This window comes from Actinoplanes sp. NPDC051475, assembly GCF_040689425.1.
In the GTDB taxonomy this organism is placed as follows: domain Bacteria; phylum Actinomycetota; class Actinomycetes; order Mycobacteriales; family Micromonosporaceae; genus Actinoplanes.
In genome coordinates this window covers 195592-213610 of sequence record NZ_JBFAZZ010000008.1, presented here as the reverse complement: position 1 = coordinate 213610, position 18019 = coordinate 195592, and the positions used below count along the sequence as shown (strand labels likewise).

Sequence of the window (18019 nt, the reverse complement as noted above, 5' to 3'; positions counted from 1 at the left end):
GGGGTGCCGACCTATGTTACCCACGGGTAATCAGATTGCGTGCGGGAGAGCCGGTTGAGTTCGTCTCACCCGTTCTGCTCGGCCCTGCTTGGCCTTGCTCAGCCGAAAACGCACCCCGCGGGCCGGAGGCCCCGAGGTGCGCGGTCGGGTGATTCGAACTTTACGGCGATTACCGCCAGCGAGAGAGGATTCCCAGGGAGGCCACCATGGCGCCGAAGCCGACGAGCAGGTTCCAGTAGCGCCACGCCTCGACCGGATACTGCTGCTCCGAGAGGTAGTAGACGACCAGCCAGGCGATGCCGAAGACGATCAGGAAGACCGCCGTGATCGGCACCCACGCCGGGCTCGGCTTCTTGGACGCGGCCGCAGCGGCCGGGCGGATGTCCGTCGGCGGCGTGTAGACCTTCTTCTTGCGGACCTGTGACTTCGGCACGGCGCTCTCCTGAGGGCAACAAGTGGTGAACAACCCACCGCTGAGCGGCTCCGGGGATCCCGAATGCTGCCCGTGGCGAATACTGTTCGATAGCTAGCGTAGTCAAGGCGGCGCGCGCACAGGCACCCGCCGGTGGGTTTTCTCGGACCAGCACGGGAGGAAGACCGACGTGGAGTACACCACGGGGACGCCCTCGTGGCGACTAGTCCTGCTCCGGGCCCTCGGCGGGCTCCGGCCGCGACGCCCGGGACAGCGGCAACGTGGCTGGTCGGTGGGCGTACCGCTGATCGCCCTGGCGGCCGGGCTGCTCTTCACCACGTCGGCCACCACCGCCGACGGCACCGCCCTGCGCGACGACCGCCGGCCGCAGCTGGCACAGCTGATCACCGACAAGCGGACCCGCCTCAAGGAGCGCGAACAGCGCGCCACGACTCTGCGTACCAGCGTCGACCAGGACGCCGCCCGGCTCGCGAACGTGGACGAACCGGTCAAGGAGGCCCGGCAACGCGCCGACGTCATGCGCGAACCGGCCGGCTTCACCGCACTGCGCGGGCCGGGCGTCACGGTGATGCTCAACGACTCGTCCCGGCGTACCACCGACGGCGGCGCGCAAGCCCCCCAGAACGACGATCTCGTCGTCCACCAGGGTGACGTCCAAGCCGTCGTGAACGCCCTCTGGGCAGGTGGCGCCGAGGCAATGTCGATCATGGATGTCCGCGTCATCTCGACGAGCGCGGTACGCTGTGTCGGCAACACGCTGTTACTACACGGCCAAGTCTTCTCGCCACCATTCAGGATCACGGCGATCGGCGAACCCACAGCGATGCATCGGGCGTTGGAGTCCGCAGAAGGAGTCCAGCAATTCCGGAATGCGGTCGCCGACTTCGGCCTCGGCTACACGGAAACCGTCGAGAGGAACGTGACTGTGCGGGCGTACGACGGGTCGAGTGACCTCCGATCCGCCGAGGTCACCGAGTGATGGTGCCGTCGGACGCCCCGGAGGGCGCGGCGAACTCGGGTCGGCACCGCGCACCGGACGGTGACGCGCAGACGGCGTTCATCCCCCGCATCACCGACGTGTCGACCGACGGCGTGCCGGGCGGTCCACTGGACCCGCAGGCCGGCGTGGCCACTCCGGCCTGGCCCGCATCCCCCGAAACAGACCCCTCGGCGCAGTCGGTCGTGAATCCGACAATTTCCTCGGCGACGGCGGGAAACGGCGCCGACTCGGCGGTAGCGCGGGCTGCTGCGGCCGCGCGGGTCGCGGCCCACAAGGACATTCCGCCGGTACGCCGAAGCGCGCCGGCTCCGGGGTCGCCGGAGTTCGACTTCTTCGCTGCCGCGGAAGAAAGCGCTGGTGGCACCGGTGGAGGGGCTGTCCCTGGTGCGGCCGAGCGGCCGGTGAGCGGCGGCACGGTGGGATCTGCCCGGCCGGCGGGCGGCGGCACGGCCGGATCTGCGCGGCCGGCAAGCGGCGGCGCGGTGGGATCTGCTCGACCCGCAAGTGGCGCCGGAGTGAGCGGAGCTGCGGCGGCCGCGGTGCCGCACGTCGGCTCGCCGCCGGCCAGCATGGCGACGCCGCGGGACGCCGAGCCGTCGGGTTCGGCGCCGGAGGTAGGGCCGCGGGCTGCCGTGCCGAGGGGTCGCACTGCTGCGTCCGCGGGTGTTACAGAGCCGACCGCCGGGGTGCCCACTCTGAGGGAGCCCACGCCTCAGGCGCCGGGTTTCGGTGCTCAGCTCGACCCGAGCTCCACGGCTGGTTACGCCGAGCGCAGCCGGCGCAGCGGGCGACGGCGGGCACCCGACGCCGATGTTCCGACCATTGCGCGGCAGTCGGCTCGCAGCGACTCCCCGGACAGCGCGGATACCGGTTCGTGGTCCGCCGACCGTCCGGCACAGCCGGTCCGGTCTCACGCCGGGGCCGAGAACGCCGCGTCGCAGCACGCCACCGAGACTGGGACGGGCGCATGGCAGCACGCCGCCGGGACCGGGACGGGCGCCGGGCAGCAGGCCGCAGGGACCGGGACGGGTGCGTGGCAGCAGGCCGCAGGGACCGGGACGGGCGCGTGGCCCGTCGGCGCCGAGTCCCACACCGCCGAGCGGCCGCGCCGGGGAATGGATCGTGGGGACACCTGGCAGGGTGCGCGAAGCGACCGTATCGGAGCCTCGGCAGCGCCTGCACCGACCGAGAACGGACGCCAATCCGGCGCCGGGAATACCGGGACCTCGGCCGGCGCCGGGGACACCGGGGCGTGGGGGGATCGGCGGCCGGATCGGATTCGTAGTTCCGGGTCGAGCCGCATCGCGCCCGTTGATGACCGGGCCGATCCGTCTGCCACTGCGGTGATCCGGACTGCTGACGTGCCTACCGGGCTGCTTCCCGCCGTACCGAAAAAGGACGACGCGAAGCCGGCGCGGACCCCGGTGAAGGACAAGGGTGATGCGGCCGGGGCGGCTTCCGTGGCTGCGGCGGCCGCCGCCGTGCGGGAGGGCGACGACGAGCCGGTGGAGGAGACGAAGCCGAAGCGTGGGGAGAAGGTCGTCAAGCTGCGTCCCGAGCAGACCGGCGAGGGCTACAAGAGCGTGTATTCCGAGTTGACCCGGCCGACGCTCGGGTCGCGGATCCGGGCCGGTGTCCGGGTCTCCGGCGAGCTGATGATCACGTTCGGGCTGATCGTGCTGCTGTTCGCCGGGTACGAGGTGTTCGGCAACTCGGCCAAGGTTCAGGACGAGCAGGACACCCTCGCCGACCAGCTCGATGAGCAGTGGAACGATCCGACGGTCGCGCCGAGTACGGGGCCGACGAAGGCCGCTCCCGCCGCGCCGGGTAAGGATCTGGTCGGGCGGCTCTACATTCCCAAGTTGGGGATGCACTGGGTCGTCGTCAACGGCGTACGGCCGCAGGACATCCGGTATGCGCCCGGCCACTATCCGGATTCTGCTCAGCCGGGCAAGGTGGGTAACTTCTCCGTCGCGGGGCACCGGATTCGCAAGATCTTCTGGCGGCTGGACGAGCTCCACGAGGGTGACGTCATCGGTGTGGAGACGCGGAGCAACTGGTACGTCTACAAGGTCGCCTACAGCGAGGTCGTGAAGCCGACGCAGGTGGAGGTCGTGGCGCCGGTGCCCGGCCAGCCCGGCAAGAAGCCCACGAAGTCGATGCTCACGCTGACGACGTGCAACCCGAAGTTCAACAATTATCAGCGGCTCATCGTGCACGCGGAGCTGGTGGACACCGTCAAGCGTGACGCCAAGCTGCCCGACGCCGGCAAGCCCGCAGACTTCAAGAAGGCGTAGGGAGGGGCCCGTGTACGCCTGGATCTGGCGCAAACTGCCCTTCGGCCTGTGGGGCAAGGTGACCGGCTCGCTCGTGCTGGTCGCGACGGTCGGCGTGCTGCTCTGGTACGTGGTCTTCCCGTGGGCGACCCCGCTGCTGCCGTTCGACGACGTACAGGTCGGCACGGCGGGCACCGAGCAGCAGGACCCGAACCTGGTGGTGCCCGGCGACGGTGCCGAGGTCGGGCCCGACGAGATCCCGTACGACCAGCACACGAACGCCCCCGATCCCTCCGCAAGCCCCAGGTGATCCCCGTGCGCATCCTCGTGATCGACAACTACGACTCGTTCGTCTTCAACCTGGTGCAGTACCTCGGCCAGCTCGGCGCCGACTGCGAGGTGCGGCGCAACGACGAGATCTCGGTCGCCGACGTCGCCGGCTTCGGCGCCGCGGGGGTCCTGCTCTCCCCCGGACCGGGTACGCCCGAACGCGCCGGCATCACGATGGACGTCATCCGCGAGTACGCGGGCAAGCTCCCGATGTTCGGCGTCTGCCTCGGCCACCAGGCGTTCGGCGCGGCGTTCGGCGCGACCGTGACCCGGGCCCCGGAGCTGCTGCACGGCAAGACGTCGTCGGTGCAGCACAAGGGCGAGGGCGTGCTGGCCGGCCTGCCGGACCCGTTCACGGCGACCCGCTACCACTCGCTCGCGGTGGTCGAGGAGACCCTGCCCGACGAGATCGAGGTGACGGGCTGGACGGAGTCGGGCGTGGTGATGGCGATGCGCCACCGCACGCTGCCGATCGAGGGCGTCCAGTTCCACCCGGAGTCGGTGCTGACCGAGGGCGGCCACACCATGCTGGCCAACTGGCTCGCGGCGTGCGGGATGCCGGAGGCGCTGGAGCGCGCCCCGGAGCTCGCCGCCGAGGTGGAGACCCGCCGCCGGGCCGCGTTCGCCGCGGTCTGACGCTCTGAACGACGAAAGCCCGGAACGCTCACTCAGCGTTCCGGGCTTCTGTGTCAGCCGAAGAGGTCGCCTACGCCGGTGCCGTCACCGCCACCGTCGCCGCCCGGCGGCTCGGAGCCGTCCGGGTCGGGGGTACCGGAGTCGCCCGGGTCCGGCACGTCCTCGGCGATGACCGTCAGCGTGATCTGCGTCGACTTCGACCGCTTCTCCTTGGCGTTGGGCGTCTGCTCGACGACCGTGCCGGGCGTGCCGTCCTGGTTCGACTCCTCGATCTGGATGTTGGTGAAGCCGCGGTCTTGCAGCCGGGCCTTGGCCACGTCGACGTTCTGACCCTTGACGTCCGGGATCTCGACCAGGTTGCCGCGCGAAACCGTCACCGTGATCTTGGTGCCGCGGGGAACCTGCTCGCCCTCGGACTCGACGTCGAGCACTTCACCCTCACGGGCGGCATTGTCGACCCGGTCGATGACCGGCACCAGGCCCTTGGCGGTCAGCGCCTCCCGGGCCGCATCCTCCGTGCCACCCTTGAGGCCCGTCGGCACGCGCTCGGTCGCCGGGCTCTGGCACATCACGAGGGTGACCGTCTGGTCGGTCTGGATCGTCTGGTCCGGCAGCGGCGTCTGGCTGTCGACCGTGTCCTTGCAGTCGTCCTTCACCTTGGGCGTGCCGAGTTCGACCTTGAGGAAGCCGGAGTCGCCGAGCTTCTTCTTGGCCGCCTGCTCCGACAAACCGATGACCTTGGGGACCGGCGCCGACTTGACCTCGTCGCCCTTGTCGTTCTTGTTGTTGGCCAGCGCGAGGCCGATACCGAGCGCGACCACGGCGAGCACGCCGAGGGCCGCGAGCACCGCCATCACCCACGACGACGTCTTGCGCTCGGGCGGCTGCGGCCCCCGCGGGCCGGCGCCCGAGATGGGGCGCGTCATCGCGGTCGGTGCCTGGCCCATCGGGCCGGTCATGGCCATGGTCTCGGCCTCGGACATCACCGGGGTGGCCATGACGGGCCGGCCGGCGACGGCGCGCAGGGCGTCGGCGCGCATCTCCTGCGCGCTCTGGTAGCGGTTCAGCGGGTTCTTGGCCAGCGCCTTGAGCACGATCGCGTCGACGTCCGGCGACACCTCGCGGTTGATGTCGCTGGGCGCCTTGGGATCCTCGCGGACGTGCTGGTACGCCACGCTGACCGGGCTGTCGCCGACGAACGGCGGGTGCCCGACGACGAGTTCGAAGAGCACGCAGCCGGCCGCGTACACATCGGAGCGGGCGTCGACCGACTCGCCGCGGGCCTGCTCCGGCGAGAGGTACTGGGCCGTGCCGATGACCGCGCTGGTCTGCGTCATCGTGGTGGCACCGCTGGCCAGGGCCCGGGCGATGCCGAAGTCCATCACCTTGACCTGGCCGTTCGGGGTGATCATCACGTTGCCGGGCTTGATGTCGCGGTGGATGATGCCGTGCCGGTGGCTGAACTCCAGGGCGGCGCAGATGTCGGCGATCATCTCGAGGGCGCGGCGCGGCTGGATCCGCTGCTCGGCCGCGAGCACCTCCTTGAGGGTCCGCCCGCTGACGAACTCCATGACGATGAACGGCTGCCGCTCACCGGTGGACGAGGTCTCCTCGCCGGTGTCGTAGACGGCGACGATCGCCGGGTGGTTGAGGGCCGCCGAGTTCTGCGCCTCGCGCCGGAACCGCTCCTGGAAGGTGGCGTCGCGGGCCAGGTCGGACCGCAGCATCTTGATGGCCACGTCGCGGCCGAGCCGCAGGTCGCGACCCCGGTGCACCTCGGCCATGCCGCCGTACCCGAGCAGCTCGCCGACCTGATACCTGCCACCCAGCAGGCGGGCCTGCGCCGTCATAACGTCTGTCGTCCTTCGGTCGCGGGATCTGGGCTGTGCGCTGCGCCAGCCGGGTTCGTGAGACGGTACGACGACGCCGCCGGATACGGATCGGCTCCGCCCATGGAGGTATTCCCCTCCTTGAGGAGGAAAGAGATCACGCCCGCGCAGAGGAGGACGAGCAGGGCGAGCACGACGGCCAGCACGATGAGAACCTGCCGGCTCCCCGAGTTGTCCGACTGCTTGCCCGGGGCCGTCGCCGGGTGCTGCTGCATCGGCGGGACCGAGGGATGCCGGTACGGCTGCTGCGCCGGCGGCACCGACGCGGCGCCGCGAGCACCCTGACCACCCGAGACCGGCCGCGGCACAGGCGGATAGGGCGGACGCGCCTGCCCCGCGTTCGGGTGTCCGGGCGGGCCGGACGTCGGCGCGCCGGAATACGGCCGGTTGGGGGCCGCGGGACCGCCGGACTGCGGGTGGTTCACCGCCGGACCGCCCGAGTGCGGCCGGCCGACGGGGGCAGAGCCGTTGACGGCCGGCTGCTGCACCTGGGTCGTCAGGGAGGACGCGGCCTGCCGCGCCACGGCGGCCATCGCGGAAGCCGTGGGCCAGCGGGCGTTCGGGTCCTTGGCCATCGCACGATCGACGATCGCACGGACCGCGGGCGGAATGTCGGCAGGAAGCGGGCGTGGCGCGTCCCGTACATGCTTCATCGCGATCTCGATCGGCGTCGCGCCGTCGAACGGCCGGTGCCCGGAGAGGCATTGGTACGCGACCACGCCGAGCGCGTACACGTCGGAGGCGGCCGTGGCGACGGCGCCGGACGCCTGCTCCGGAGAGATGTACGAGGCGGTGCCGAGCACCGAGCCGGCGACCGTGAGCTGCCCCACCAGGGCGGAGCGGGCGATGCCGAAGTCGGTGAGCACCAGCGTGCCGTTGGGGCGTACGAGCAGGTTGCCGGGCTTGACGTCGCGGTGCACGATGCCGTTCCCGTGCGCGGCGTGCAGCGCGTCCGCCGCCTGGGCGACGAGCGCCATGGTGCGCGCCGGGGTGAGCCGGCCGACCCGGCTGAGGGTGCGCGACAGGGCGTCGCCCTCGACGTACTCCATCACCAGGAAGGCGAGCTGCTGGTCGGAGCCGTAGTCGTAGACGTCGACCACGCCGGGGTGGTTGATGGTCGCCATGGTCCGGGCCTCACCGCGGAAGCGCTCGGCGAAGCCGGGCTCGTCCAGCAGGGCGGGCAGCAGGATCTTGACGGCGACCGTACGGCCGAGCACCTCGTCGGTGCCGCGCCACACGTCACCCATGCCGCCGCCGGCGATCCGCTCGTCCAGGCGGTACCGGCCACCGAGGGTCACTCCAGGGCTGATCATCTCAGTCCCCTCCCCCACCGGCAGCGGCCTTCATGATGAGGCCGGCGATGCGCGCCGCCTCCGCGCTGGCGTGACCGCCGGACACGTTCTCCAGCATGACGCACACCGCGGAGACCGGCTTCCCCTTGTCGTCGAACGCGAAGCCGATGAACCAGCCGTGCGGGTCGGCACCCGTGGCGTTCTGCGCCGTACCGGTCTTGCCGCCCACCTCGTACCCGTCGATCTGGGCCCGTTTGCCGGTGCCGTTCTCGACGACGCTGACCATCATCTCCTTGAGATTGCCGGCGACCTCGCTGCTGATCGGCGTCCGCAGGACGTCCGGGTCGGCGTTGTAGATCGGCCGGCGATCCGCGCTGAGCTCCTGCTGCACCACGTAGGGGCGCATCTGCCGGCCGCCGTTGGCGACGGTCGCGGCCATCAGCGCGCCCTGCACCGTGGTCATCCGGACGTCCTTCTGCCCGATCGACGACTGGGCGAGGGCGGCCGGGTCGGTGCTGCCGTCCGGGTTCTGCATGTCGCCGGTGCGGCTCGCCACGACCGGCAGGCCGCCGTCACGGAGGCTGCCGACGGTCAGGTCCTCCTGCTCGAAGCCCCAGTCCTGGGCTTCCTTCTTGACCTTGTCGGCGCCCAGGTCGACGCCGAGGCGCGCGAAGCCGGTGTTGCAACTGTCGGTCAGCGCCTCCTTGAGCGTCACCCGCGCGCCGGGGCAGGTCTCCGCCTCGGCGTTGTGGATGGGCGCTCCGGAGCCCGGCGCCACGTACTCGGAACCGGCCTGGATCTCGCTGCTCTGCGTGTAGCCGTTCTTCAGCGCCGCCGCCGAGATGATGACCTTCATGGTCGAGCCCGGCGGGTAGTTCTCGGACGTCGCCCGGTTGAGCATGGGCTTGTCCTTGTCGGCGTTGAGCTCCTTGTACGCCGGCCCGGAGACCTTGGGATCGTGGCTGACCAGCGGGTTCGGGTCATAGCTCGGCATGGAGACCATCGCCTGGATCGCGCCCGTCTGCGGATCGATGGCGACCGCGGACCCCTTCTTCGCGCCGCGCTCATTGTTCGTGAGCTGCTTCCAGGCGACTTCCTGCGCCTTCGGCTTCAGCGACAGCACGACGTTGCCGCCGCCGGGCTCGTCGCCGGTGAACATGGCGCTGATCCGGTCGGCGAAGAGCTTGTCGCTGGCGCCCGACAGGAAGTCGTTCTCGCTGCGCTCGATGCCGACCTCGGCGCCGTTGACCGGCTTGTAGCCGATGATCGGCGCGTACACCTGCTTCTCGGGATACACGCGCTGGTACTTGAGGGTGCCCTCGGTCGCCTTGCTCTCCGCCAGCGGCTGGCCGCCGGCCTCGATCACGCCGCGGGGCACCTCGTACTCGGCGATCTGCACGCGGCCGTTGTAGTCGCTCGTACGGTAATCGTCCGCTTTGTACGCCTGGACCCAGTTGAGGTTGGCGAACAACAGGCCGAACAGGACGAGGATGACCACGCCGGCCTTACGCAGGGGTGCGTTCACGGCTTGATCACCTCCGTCATGGCGCCGTGCAACTGGGCGGGGGGCTGCTTCGGTCCGCCGGCCTGTGCCGCCGGACCACCCGTCGCCGGTCTGCGCCCGGCGTCGGAGATGCGCAGCAGCATCGCCACCAACAGCCAGTTCGCCATCAGCGACGAACCACCGGCCGACAGGAACGGCGTCGTCTGACCGGTCAGCGGGATCAGGCCGGTGATGCCACCCACGATGACGAAGACCTGCAACCCGAGGGTGAACGCCAGGCCGCCGGCCACCAGCTTGCCGAAGGAATCGCGTACGGCCAGACCCGCCCGCAGCCCGCGCTCGACGATCAGCAGGTAGCAGACGAGCAGCGCGGAGAGGCCGAACAGGCCGATCTCCTCGCCCATGCCGGCGAAGATGAAGTCGGTACGCACCTCGGGAACCTGGCCCGGCGACCCGGCACCCGGACCGGTGCCGAACAGTCCGCCCGTACCCAGGCCGAGCAGGCCCTGGACGAGCTGGCCGCTGCCGCCGACCCGGTTGTAGAACACCGGGTTGAACGGGTCGAGCCACACCGAGGCGCGGTCGTAGAAGTTGGCGAAGGGTCCGCCGATGGCCGCGCCCAGCAGGTAGGCCACGTAGACGCCGCCGAAGAACATCACCAGGCCGATGATCAACCAGCTCGCGCGCTCGGTGGCGACGTAGAGGGTCACGACGAACAGACCGAAGTAGAGCAGCGCCGTACCGAGGTCCTTCTCGAAGACGAGGACCAGCAGCGACAGCAACCAGACCGTCACGACGGGGCCGAGGTCCCGGCCGCGGGGGAAGTCGATGCCGAGGACCCGGCGGCTGGCCAGCGACAGCACCTCACGCTTGCGCACCAGGTAGTACGCGAAGAAGGAGACCAGCGCCAGCTTGGCGAACTCACCCGGCTGAATCGAGAAACCGCCCAGTTTGATCCACAGACGGGCACCGTTGATCTCCGAGAACCTCGCCGGCAGCACCGCCGGGATCATCACGAGGACGATACCGACCAGGCCCAGCGTGTACGCGTACCGCGAGACGACCTTGTGGTCCCGGACGACCAGGAGCAGCACCGCCGCCAGGATCACGGCGATCAGCGTCCACATCAGCTGGCGCCCGCTGGTGCCGGCGAAGATGCCGGGGATCGCTTCCTTCCTGGCGATCGCCCGGGCCAGGTCGAGACGACGCAGGAACCCCACACCCAGACCGTTGATCAGCGCCACCGTCGGGATGAGGACCGGATCCGCGTAGGGCGCGGTGAAGCGCACGACGAAGTGCAGGCCGACGAAGAGCACCCCGAGCAGCACCGCCGGCACCCAGAACGACGGGCCGAGCTTGTCGAGCTGATTGGCCTCGACCGTGGCGCCGAAGATGGCGACGATCACCATGGCGAACAGCAGGAGACCCAGCTCGGCGTTGCGTCCCGTCCGGGTTCCCTGGACGCGCGGCATCTCACCCGTGGAGGCGGGTGTGGGAGCCGGGAGGGCGGGCGCGGTCAAGAGGGAGTCCCCAGACTTCGGTCGGGCGGCGCTCAGTCGACGGGCCGGCACCCGACCGGGTCGCTGCTGACCGGCGGGTTCGGGTCCGAGGGCTGGGCGTCCGGCGTGGTGACGGGCGCGAGATCGGGCACCGACGAGGTGGTGTTCCGGGTGGGAGCCGAGGTCTTCCCGGCGGACGGCGCGACCGGAAGGCCCGCCGACGGGGTGCTGGACGGCGGCGCGGCCGGCGCGCACACCGGCTTCAGGTTGGGGTTGGACGTGTCTTCGCTGGTCAGCTCGAGCAACCGGCGCTGGGCGTCGGACTTGTCGTCGGCGTGGATGCCCTGCTTGACCCGATCCTGCGCGACCGTGGTCAGGTCGTCGAGACGCGCGTTGCTGGTCTCGTTGACGCTGGACAGGTCGAGGCCGGCGATCTGGCCGGGCACGCCGCGGAAGATCGCGAGCTGGCCCTGGTCGGTGGCGCCGACGTAGTACTGGTCCTGGGTGTACCGCCAGCCCGTCCACAGGCCGCCGCCGAGCACGGCGAGCAGCAACAGGACGAGAAGGGTGGTGCGCACCGGGTGCCGCTTGGGCGGGTCCGGCTCGTCACGTTCGTAGGCCGCGCCCTCGGGCTGCGCCGGCCTCGGAGGTGCGTGCAGGGCGGCGGCCCGGGCGGCCGCGGTGGAGCTGTCGGCGACGGTGGAGTTGCCGCGGTCACGAGCCGCCGCGCCACCGACGATCGGCGCCTGCTCGACGATGTCCGCGTCGGTCGCATCCGCGATCACCACGGTGATGTTGTCCGGTCCGCCGCCGCGCAGCGCCAGCTGCACGAGCCGCTCGACACAGACCTGCGGATCCGGGATGTCGCGCATGCTCTCGCCGATGGTCTCGGCACTCACCACGCCGGACAGGCCGTCGCTGCAGATGAGATAGCGGTCGCCCTTGAGGACCTGGCGCACCGAATACTCCGGGTCGATGTCCCGGCCGTCGAGCGCCCTGGTGAGCAGCGAGCGCTGCGGGTGACTGCTCGCCTCCTCCGGGCTGATCCGGCCCTCGTCGACCAGCATCTGGACGTACGTGTCGTCCTTGGTGATCTGGGAGAACTCGCCGCTGCGCAGCAGATAGGCACGGGAATCCCCGATGTGCACCATGCCGATCTTGCTGCCGGAGAAGAGCACCGCGGTGAGCGTCGTGCCCATCCCCTCGAGATGAGGGTGGGCGTCGACGGTGTCCCGGAGCTGTTGGTTGGCCGTCCCGACCGCATGTCGCAGGGCGTCGACGAGCGCATCGCCCGGCACGTCCTCGTCCAGCGGTGCCATGGCGGCTATGACGATATTGCTGGCGACGTCACCGGCGGCCATGCCGCCCATGCCGTCGGCGACGGCAAGCAGCCGCGGTCCGGCGTAGACGGAATCCTGGTTTCCGTCTCGGATCAGACCGCGGTCGCTCTGGGCGGCGTAGCGCAGGGTCAGGGTCATGGCCGTAACTCGAGAGAAGTGCGGCCGATCCGGATCGGCACGCCAAGGGGGACGGGAGTAGGTCCGGAGACCTTACCGCGATCGAGATAGGTCCCGTTCGTCGAGCCGAGATCCTCGACGAACCACTGCCCATCGCGGGGGACCAGCCGGGCATGCCGGGCGGACGCGAAGTCGTCGGTGATGACGAGCGTCGAGTCCTCGGCGCGCCCTATCGTGATATGTGCCTCACCTAGCGTGATCCGAGTCCCGGCCAGCTGACCGGCGGTCACGACCAGCTGCCGTGCCGCCTTGCCCCGCTTCGCCTTCGCGGGCCGGCCAGGAGCCATCACCCCACCCACCCCGCGGGGCGTGGCGACGATGCTCTTGGACCGGACACCGGCGAAGAGATCCTTCCGGATCACTCCGACCACCGTGAATACGAAGATCCACAGCAGGATGAGGAACCCGAAGCGGGCGACGGTGAGGACGAATTCGGGCAAGGTGACTAGCCGTCCACTCGGAACGTCAACGTGGTGGTGCCGATCTGGATCATGTCGCCCGGGTTGAGCGCCACGGCCGACACCCGCTGACCGTTCACCATTGTGCCGTTCGTCGACCCGAGATCGGTCAGCACGACCTGGCTGCCGTCATAGTCCAGCCGGGCGTGGCGGCGCGAGATGCCGACATCCGGCAGACGCAGATTCGCCTGGTCACCCCGGCCGATCACGGTCGAGCCCATCTGCAACGGGTACGTACGACCGTCGCCGGACACCAGCCCGACGTTCCGGCCGTTGTGCCCGTGCTGCTGGTAGCCGCCCTGCTGCTGGTCGTACGGGGAGTAGGCGGGCTGCGCGTCGTACGCCGGCTGCTGCACCGGGGCGACTTCGCCGCCGGTGTACACCTCCGCCGTCACCCGGAACATGCCCGTGTCCAGCCCGTCGCCCCGCTCGATCTCGACGATCACGTCCCCGTAGACCGTCCAGGCCTGCTCGCCGATGAACTCCGCCTGCGACTGGGCCAGCTCCTGGGCCAGTGCGGCGGCGTACGGCGCCAGCCTGCTGTGGTCGTACGGCGAGAGATCGATCACGTAGCGGTTCGGCACGAGAGTCCGCCCACCAGCGAGGATAGCCTTGTGGGCCTCGGCCTCCCGCTGCATGGCATTCAGAATCTCCACCGGGTGCACGACACCCTTGAACACCTTCGCGAAGGCCCCCTCGACCAGGCCTTCCAACCGCTTCTCAAAGCGCTGCAGCACGCTCACCGGCTCCTCCTCGGGTTCCGAGGACATGATGGTATCCGGCCGCCGCTTGCGCATCTCTGCGACGAGCGGCCGGTCGCTCCTGACCCTCGTATGACGGCCCTCGACGCCGTGCTAATCTTCCCTGGCGCCGGGGGCAGCTACCTGCTCGCGATGTAACGAGGGACAGCGTAATCTGTTCCGGCTGATGCAGTGCCACGGGGATGTGGCGGAATGGCAGACGCGCACGGTTCAGGTCCGTGTGTCCGAAAGGACGTGGGGGTTCAACTCCCCCCATCCCCACGAGTGCCAGGGTGCCCCCTGTCCGCGGAGTGCGCGGACCGGGGGCACTCGTCATATCTGCTCCGGGGGCTCGGCCCCCGGAAGCCCCGCGGTGCGGTGGGCACCCTGGGCGGGCTGCTCGCGGTGGGTGACTCGTGCGGCTGCGCCGCCCTTGGTTCCTTCTGGGTTCGTGCGGCTGGGCCGCCCTTGATCCCTTTTTGCTTGCTCTTGTGCTCTTGCTCGTTCGGGTGAAACGGGGTGGGGGTGTGCGGGGGCGTTATGCTCTCGTCTGATTTCGCTCCCGAGACCTCTGGAGAGTTTGCTCGTGGCCGTTGCTCTGGTTACCGGTTCAGGTGGTCTCATCGGGTCCGAGGCGGTGCGGCACTTCGCCGGGCTGGGTCTTGATGTGGTCGGGATCGACAACGACATGCGGCAGGAGTTCTTCGGGGCCGAGGCGTCCACTGCTTGGAACGTGCAGCGGTTGACGGCTGATCTCGGGCGTGCGTACGAGCATCACGGGGTCGACATCCGGGACCGGGATGCGGTTGGGCGGATCTTCCAGCGGTACGGCAAGGACATCGCCGTGGTGATCCACGCCGCGGCGCAGCCGTCGCACGACTGGGCGGTGCGGGACCCGTACACGGACTTCGATGTGAATGCCGGCGGCACGCTGACGATGCTGCAGAACACGCGGGAGCACTGCATCGAGGCGCCGTTCATCCACTGCTCGACCAACAAGGTGTACGGGGACACCCCCAACCGGCTGCCGCTGGTGGAGCAGGAGACGCGCTGGGAGCTCGACCCGGCGCATCCGTACTACGAGGGCATCACCGAGGGCATGTCGATCGACAGCTGCCTTCACTCGATCTTCGGCGCCTCGAAGGTGGCGGCCGACGTGATGGCCCAGGAGTACGGTCGCTACTTCGGCATGAAAACGGCGATCTTCCGCGGCGGCACGCTCACCGGTCCGGCTCACTCGGCGACCGAACTGCACGGCTTCCTCGGGTACGTGATGCGCGCGAACATGGAGCGCCGGACGTACCGGATCTTCGGATACAAGGGCAAGCAGGTGCGCGACGCCATCCACAGCCACGACGTGCTCGGCGCCTTCGAGGCGTTCTTCCGCAACCCGGGCTCGGCGAAGGTCTACAACCTCGGCGGCGGCCGCCACTCCAACTGCTCGAACCTCGAGGCGTTCGCTCTCGCGGAGAAGATCAGCGGCACGCCGATGATCACCGAGTACGTGGACGACAACCGCATCGGCGACCACCAGTGGTGGATCGGCTCGATGGCCGCCTTCCAGGCCGACTACCCGGAGTGGAAGCAGGTCTACGACGTCCCGATGATCCTCCAGGAGATCTACGAGGCCAACGTGGACAAGTGGGTCCCGGGATCATGATCGACCATGGCAAGCGCAACGTCCTCGGCGTGCTGGTCGACGCCGTGGACTACGACGCTGCCACGGCAAGAATCATCGAGGCGGCCCGGGAGCGCCGGCACTACGCGGTGACCGCGCTCGCGGTGCACGGCGTCATGACCGGCGTCCAGGACCCGGCCCACAACGCGCGGCTCAACTCGTTCGACCTGGTGACGCCGGACGGTCAACCCGTACGCGGAGCGCTCAACCTGGTCCACCACGCGGGCCTCGCCGACCGGGTCTACGGCCCGGAACTGACCCTGCGGGTGCTGCGCCAAGCGGCGGCCGAGGGCTTGCCGGTCTACCTGTACGGATCCACCCAGCCGACCCTCGACAAGCTTGTGCCGGCGCTGGAGCGGATGTTCCCGGCGCTGAAGATCGCCGGCATCGAGGCGTCGAAGTTCCGCGCCAACCGGCCCGGCGAGGACGTGGAGATCGCCGACCGGATCAAGTCCTCCGGCGCGCGAATCGTCCTGGTCGGCCTGGGCTGCCCCCGACAGGAGATCTGGGCGTACGCGATGCGCCCGCTGCTGGACATGCCCCTGCTCGCCGTCGGCGCCGCGTTCGACTATCACGCGGGCCTGCTGAAGAACCCGCCGGCGTGGATGCAGAGGTACGCGCTCGAGTGGCTGTGGCGCCTCGGCCTGGAGCCGAAGCGGCTGTGGAAGCGGTACGTCCTGCTGAACCCGGCGTATGTCTCGCGCCTTGCCGCGCAGAAGGCCGGATTGTGGAAGGCGAATCCGCCGGCTGCCACGAGCGAGCCGGTCAAGTCCTTCGCCGTCTGAGGCCGCCGGGCGGTGCCGGGACCCCGCAGCATCGCTGCGAGGATCCCGGCCGACCTCCCCAGGTCGAGCCCGTCGCCTACGGTCGGCCTCGGTCCCCGGAAGGTACGGAGGGGCCGATGCATCACCGGGCGTCTGGCACCCGACATTAGGACACGCATCACGGTCGCAACAGTGGGCATTGTCCGCTTCGCCCATTGGAATGAGTGCGCGCAGTAGCGCGGCAGGGACGCGGAGTTACTGCTGAACCCCTACGGGTTGGCAGTCCGGTGATATCCCGGTTTTGCGGGTTGCACCGGGGGTGAAGGCTGTCGATGTGAACACCACGACGGACCTCATCGTCATCGGCACTCTCGCCGCGGTCTGGCTCACCGCCGGCCTGCTCGCCGACGCGCTCCCCGTCGCCCGCACGGCCCGCGCGCTCCGGCGTCGAGCAAAGGCGTTGTCCATGGTGGTCGGTGCGGGTGTCGCGGTCTTCATCGCCGTTCCCGTTGTCACCGGGCTGCTGCCCGGCGACTCGGCGGCTCCGGCGGCCGCGCTCTTCCCGGCCGTACCGGCGGTGGTCGTGGTGACCGTTACCGCGCGCCGCCTGACTCGGATCCGTCGTGGGGCCGGGGCGTTCGCGACCGCTCCGATGACACCGGCGCCGCCCGCGTTGCTGGCCGCCGCCGCGCATCCGCTGCTTGCGACTCCGCTGCAGGTCACCGGGCTCGCCGCGGTGATCGGCATCCCGATCGCAGCCGGGCTCGTCGAGGTACCTGGCGCCGAGGTTGCCGGAATCGCGATCACCGTGGCCTCGGTCGTGGTTCTCACCTTGGCGGTGCGGCACGCCGTCCGGCACAGCCGGCTGAACGTGGCAGTGCTCGCTCCGCTCGGCCGGGGTCGTCTGCGGGTCCGGCCGGTGATGCAGTCGCGGGCCGAGGCATATGCCGCGCTCCCGGAGGAGCCCGCCGCGCCGGCGCCGGCCGCCCACGAGGTGGGCCTCGTAGCCTGACCCACCCGTCGTCCTGAACCGCCGGGCCCGGTGAGCCGACGTCCCGGCGAACCGCGGGCCTGGTGAACCGCCGCCGCCACAGCGGCCCACCAGGCCGATCCCCGGCGCGACGGCCGGCGCCTGCTACTCCTAGCGCTTGGCTTCCTGCACGTAAAGCAGCTCGAGGATCGAGCGGGCGGCCTCGAACCAGCGGTCCAGCCAGTCCGACGGCGGCAGGGTCCCACGGGCCGGGAGCTCCAGCAGCAGCCCCCGCAGCAGCGGGTGGTCCGCCATCGACGGGGACGGGGTCGCGTCGACCCAGCCCCCGGGCGGGAATACCGGCTCGGTCAGGCCCTGCATGTCCAGTGAGGGCAGCTTCGCCGCGCGGTCCAGGGCACTGGTCGGCTCGATCGGGGTACGGGTCGGCAGGCCGGACGAGGACAGACTCGGCCCGCTGCCCCGCGCCATCAGTTCGCCGTCGCCGTTCTCGGCCGCCAGCGCCGCTTCCCGCCGGTTCTGCCGGTATGCGCTCACGCCTCCGCTGAACCTGTCCTGCGCGGTGGGGGATCCGTTGCTCAGATTGTCGGAACCAATCGTCATGTTCTCGCCTTGCCTCGCTCGTTGAGTTGGCCCTACCCGCACCGTCACGCGAGGGGGACGGTCAGCCGTACGGGCAAACAGCGGTACGCGGGCGCGGTCCGGTCCGCGCTTAAGGCGTTCAACGAGGAGAGTCCCCGAGGAGCGACGGTACAAATACGGCGAAATGCGACGGCCGCCACCATGACCCGCGACAGCATCCCGCCGTTCTCGATCGGTGGGCCCGGCTTTCCGGCCCAACGGCCGCCACCCTGACCGGCGACGGCCGTCCCACCGTTTCTTGATCGCGCGCCGCACCCACCGCCGGCTCAACCATCTCTTCCGCGACTGGTCGGCATATACCCCGGCCGCTGGGCGTGTGCCCCAGCCGCTGGGCGTGTACTCCGGCCGCTGGGCGTCTATCCCGGCGGCTCGG

Annotated in this window: 15 protein-coding genes, 1 tRNA gene and 1 pseudogene; 8 read left to right on the top strand and 9 right to left on the bottom strand. The window is 70.1% G+C overall.

The features are described 5' to 3' along the window. Positions 1-169: 169 nt before the first annotated feature. Positions 170-433 (bottom strand): cell division protein CrgA, encoded by a 264-nt coding sequence (locus AB0368_RS18590; RefSeq protein WP_366155101.1) that lies wholly within the window; start codon positions 431-433, stop codon positions 170-172. Positions 434-602: 169 nt separating this feature from the next. Between AB0368_RS18590 and AB0368_RS18585 the strand changes: the two genes are divergently transcribed. From AB0368_RS18585 to AB0368_RS18570, 4 genes and pseudogenes are all read left to right on the top strand, one after another. Then, entirely contained in the window at positions 603-1412 is an 810-nt protein-coding gene (locus tag AB0368_RS18585; protein WP_366155100.1) for a DUF881 domain-containing protein, read from the top strand. A 1538-nt stretch (positions 1413-2950) separates the two neighbouring features. Next, positions 2951-3730, top strand: a pseudogene (locus AB0368_RS18580) (class E sortase); the annotation flags it as partial. A 10-nt stretch (positions 3731-3740) separates the two neighbouring features. Beyond that, entirely contained in the window at positions 3741-4019 is a 279-nt protein-coding gene (locus tag AB0368_RS18575) for a hypothetical protein (RefSeq protein WP_366155099.1), read from the top strand. 5 nt (positions 4020-4024) lie between these two features. After that, positions 4025-4675, top strand: coding sequence for an aminodeoxychorismate/anthranilate synthase component II (locus AB0368_RS18570; RefSeq protein WP_366155098.1), 651 nt, complete (start codon positions 4025-4027; stop codon positions 4673-4675). Positions 4676-4728: 53 nt separating this feature from the next. Here AB0368_RS18570 and pknB read toward each other — a convergent pair whose 3' ends face one another. From pknB to AB0368_RS18535, 7 genes are all read right to left on the bottom strand, one after another. Further along, the gene (pknB, locus tag AB0368_RS18565; protein WP_366155097.1) at positions 4729-6525 is read right to left on the bottom strand and encodes a Stk1 family PASTA domain-containing Ser/Thr kinase; all 1797 of its coding nucleotides are present in this window, start codon (positions 6523-6525) and stop codon (positions 4729-4731) included. Further along, on the bottom strand, positions 6522-7877 hold the full coding sequence (locus tag AB0368_RS18560; RefSeq protein WP_366155096.1) for a protein kinase: 1356 nt from the start codon (positions 7875-7877) through the stop codon (positions 6522-6524). Before AB0368_RS18560 ends, pknB begins: the two co-directional genes overlap by 4 nt. 1 nt (position 7878) lies before the next feature. Continuing rightward, positions 7879-9381: a penicillin-binding protein 2 gene (locus tag AB0368_RS18555; protein ID WP_366155095.1), complete on the bottom strand. Its 1503-nt coding sequence runs from the start codon at positions 9379-9381 to the stop codon at positions 7879-7881. Continuing rightward, positions 9378-10832, bottom strand: coding sequence for an FtsW/RodA/SpoVE family cell cycle protein (locus tag AB0368_RS18550; RefSeq protein ID WP_366155230.1), 1455 nt, complete (start codon positions 10830-10832; stop codon positions 9378-9380). The genes AB0368_RS18555 and AB0368_RS18550 overlap by 4 nt, the downstream gene beginning before the upstream one ends. Positions 10833-10912: 80 nt before the next feature. Then, positions 10913-12337: a protein phosphatase 2C domain-containing protein gene (locus AB0368_RS18545; protein ID WP_366155094.1), complete on the bottom strand. Its 1425-nt coding sequence runs from the start codon at positions 12335-12337 to the stop codon at positions 10913-10915. Beyond that, complete coding sequence (locus AB0368_RS18540; RefSeq protein ID WP_366155093.1) at positions 12334-12816, bottom strand: FHA domain-containing protein; 483 nt, start codon at positions 12814-12816, stop codon at positions 12334-12336. The genes AB0368_RS18545 and AB0368_RS18540 overlap by 4 nt, the downstream gene beginning before the upstream one ends. Before the next feature lie 5 nt (positions 12817-12821). Then, entirely contained in the window at positions 12822-13604 is a 783-nt protein-coding gene (locus tag AB0368_RS18535; protein WP_366155092.1) for a DUF3662 and FHA domain-containing protein, read from the bottom strand. 169 nt (positions 13605-13773) lie between these two features. Here AB0368_RS18535 and AB0368_RS18530 point away from each other — a divergent pair. From AB0368_RS18530 to AB0368_RS18515, 4 genes are all read left to right on the top strand, one after another. Beyond that, positions 13774-13856 (top strand) — tRNA-Leu (locus AB0368_RS18530). A gap of 304 nt (positions 13857-14160) precedes the next feature. After that, complete coding sequence (locus tag AB0368_RS18525; protein ID WP_366155091.1) at positions 14161-15234, top strand: NAD-dependent epimerase/dehydratase family protein; 1074 nt, start codon at positions 14161-14163, stop codon at positions 15232-15234. Then, positions 15231-16037, top strand: a complete 807-nt coding sequence (locus AB0368_RS18520; protein ID WP_366155229.1) for a WecB/TagA/CpsF family glycosyltransferase — start codon at positions 15231-15233, stop codon at positions 16035-16037. Before AB0368_RS18525 ends, AB0368_RS18520 begins: the two co-directional genes overlap by 4 nt. Positions 16038-16350: 313 nt before the next feature. Continuing rightward, positions 16351-17028 (top strand): hypothetical protein, encoded by a 678-nt coding sequence (locus AB0368_RS18515; protein ID WP_366155090.1) that lies wholly within the window; start codon positions 16351-16353, stop codon positions 17026-17028. Between the two features lie 129 nt (positions 17029-17157). Here AB0368_RS18515 and AB0368_RS18510 read toward each other — a convergent pair whose 3' ends face one another. Further along, the gene (locus tag AB0368_RS18510; RefSeq protein WP_366155089.1) at positions 17158-17607 is read right to left on the bottom strand and encodes a hypothetical protein; all 450 of its coding nucleotides are present in this window, start codon (positions 17605-17607) and stop codon (positions 17158-17160) included. Positions 17608-18019 lie beyond the last annotated feature (412 nt).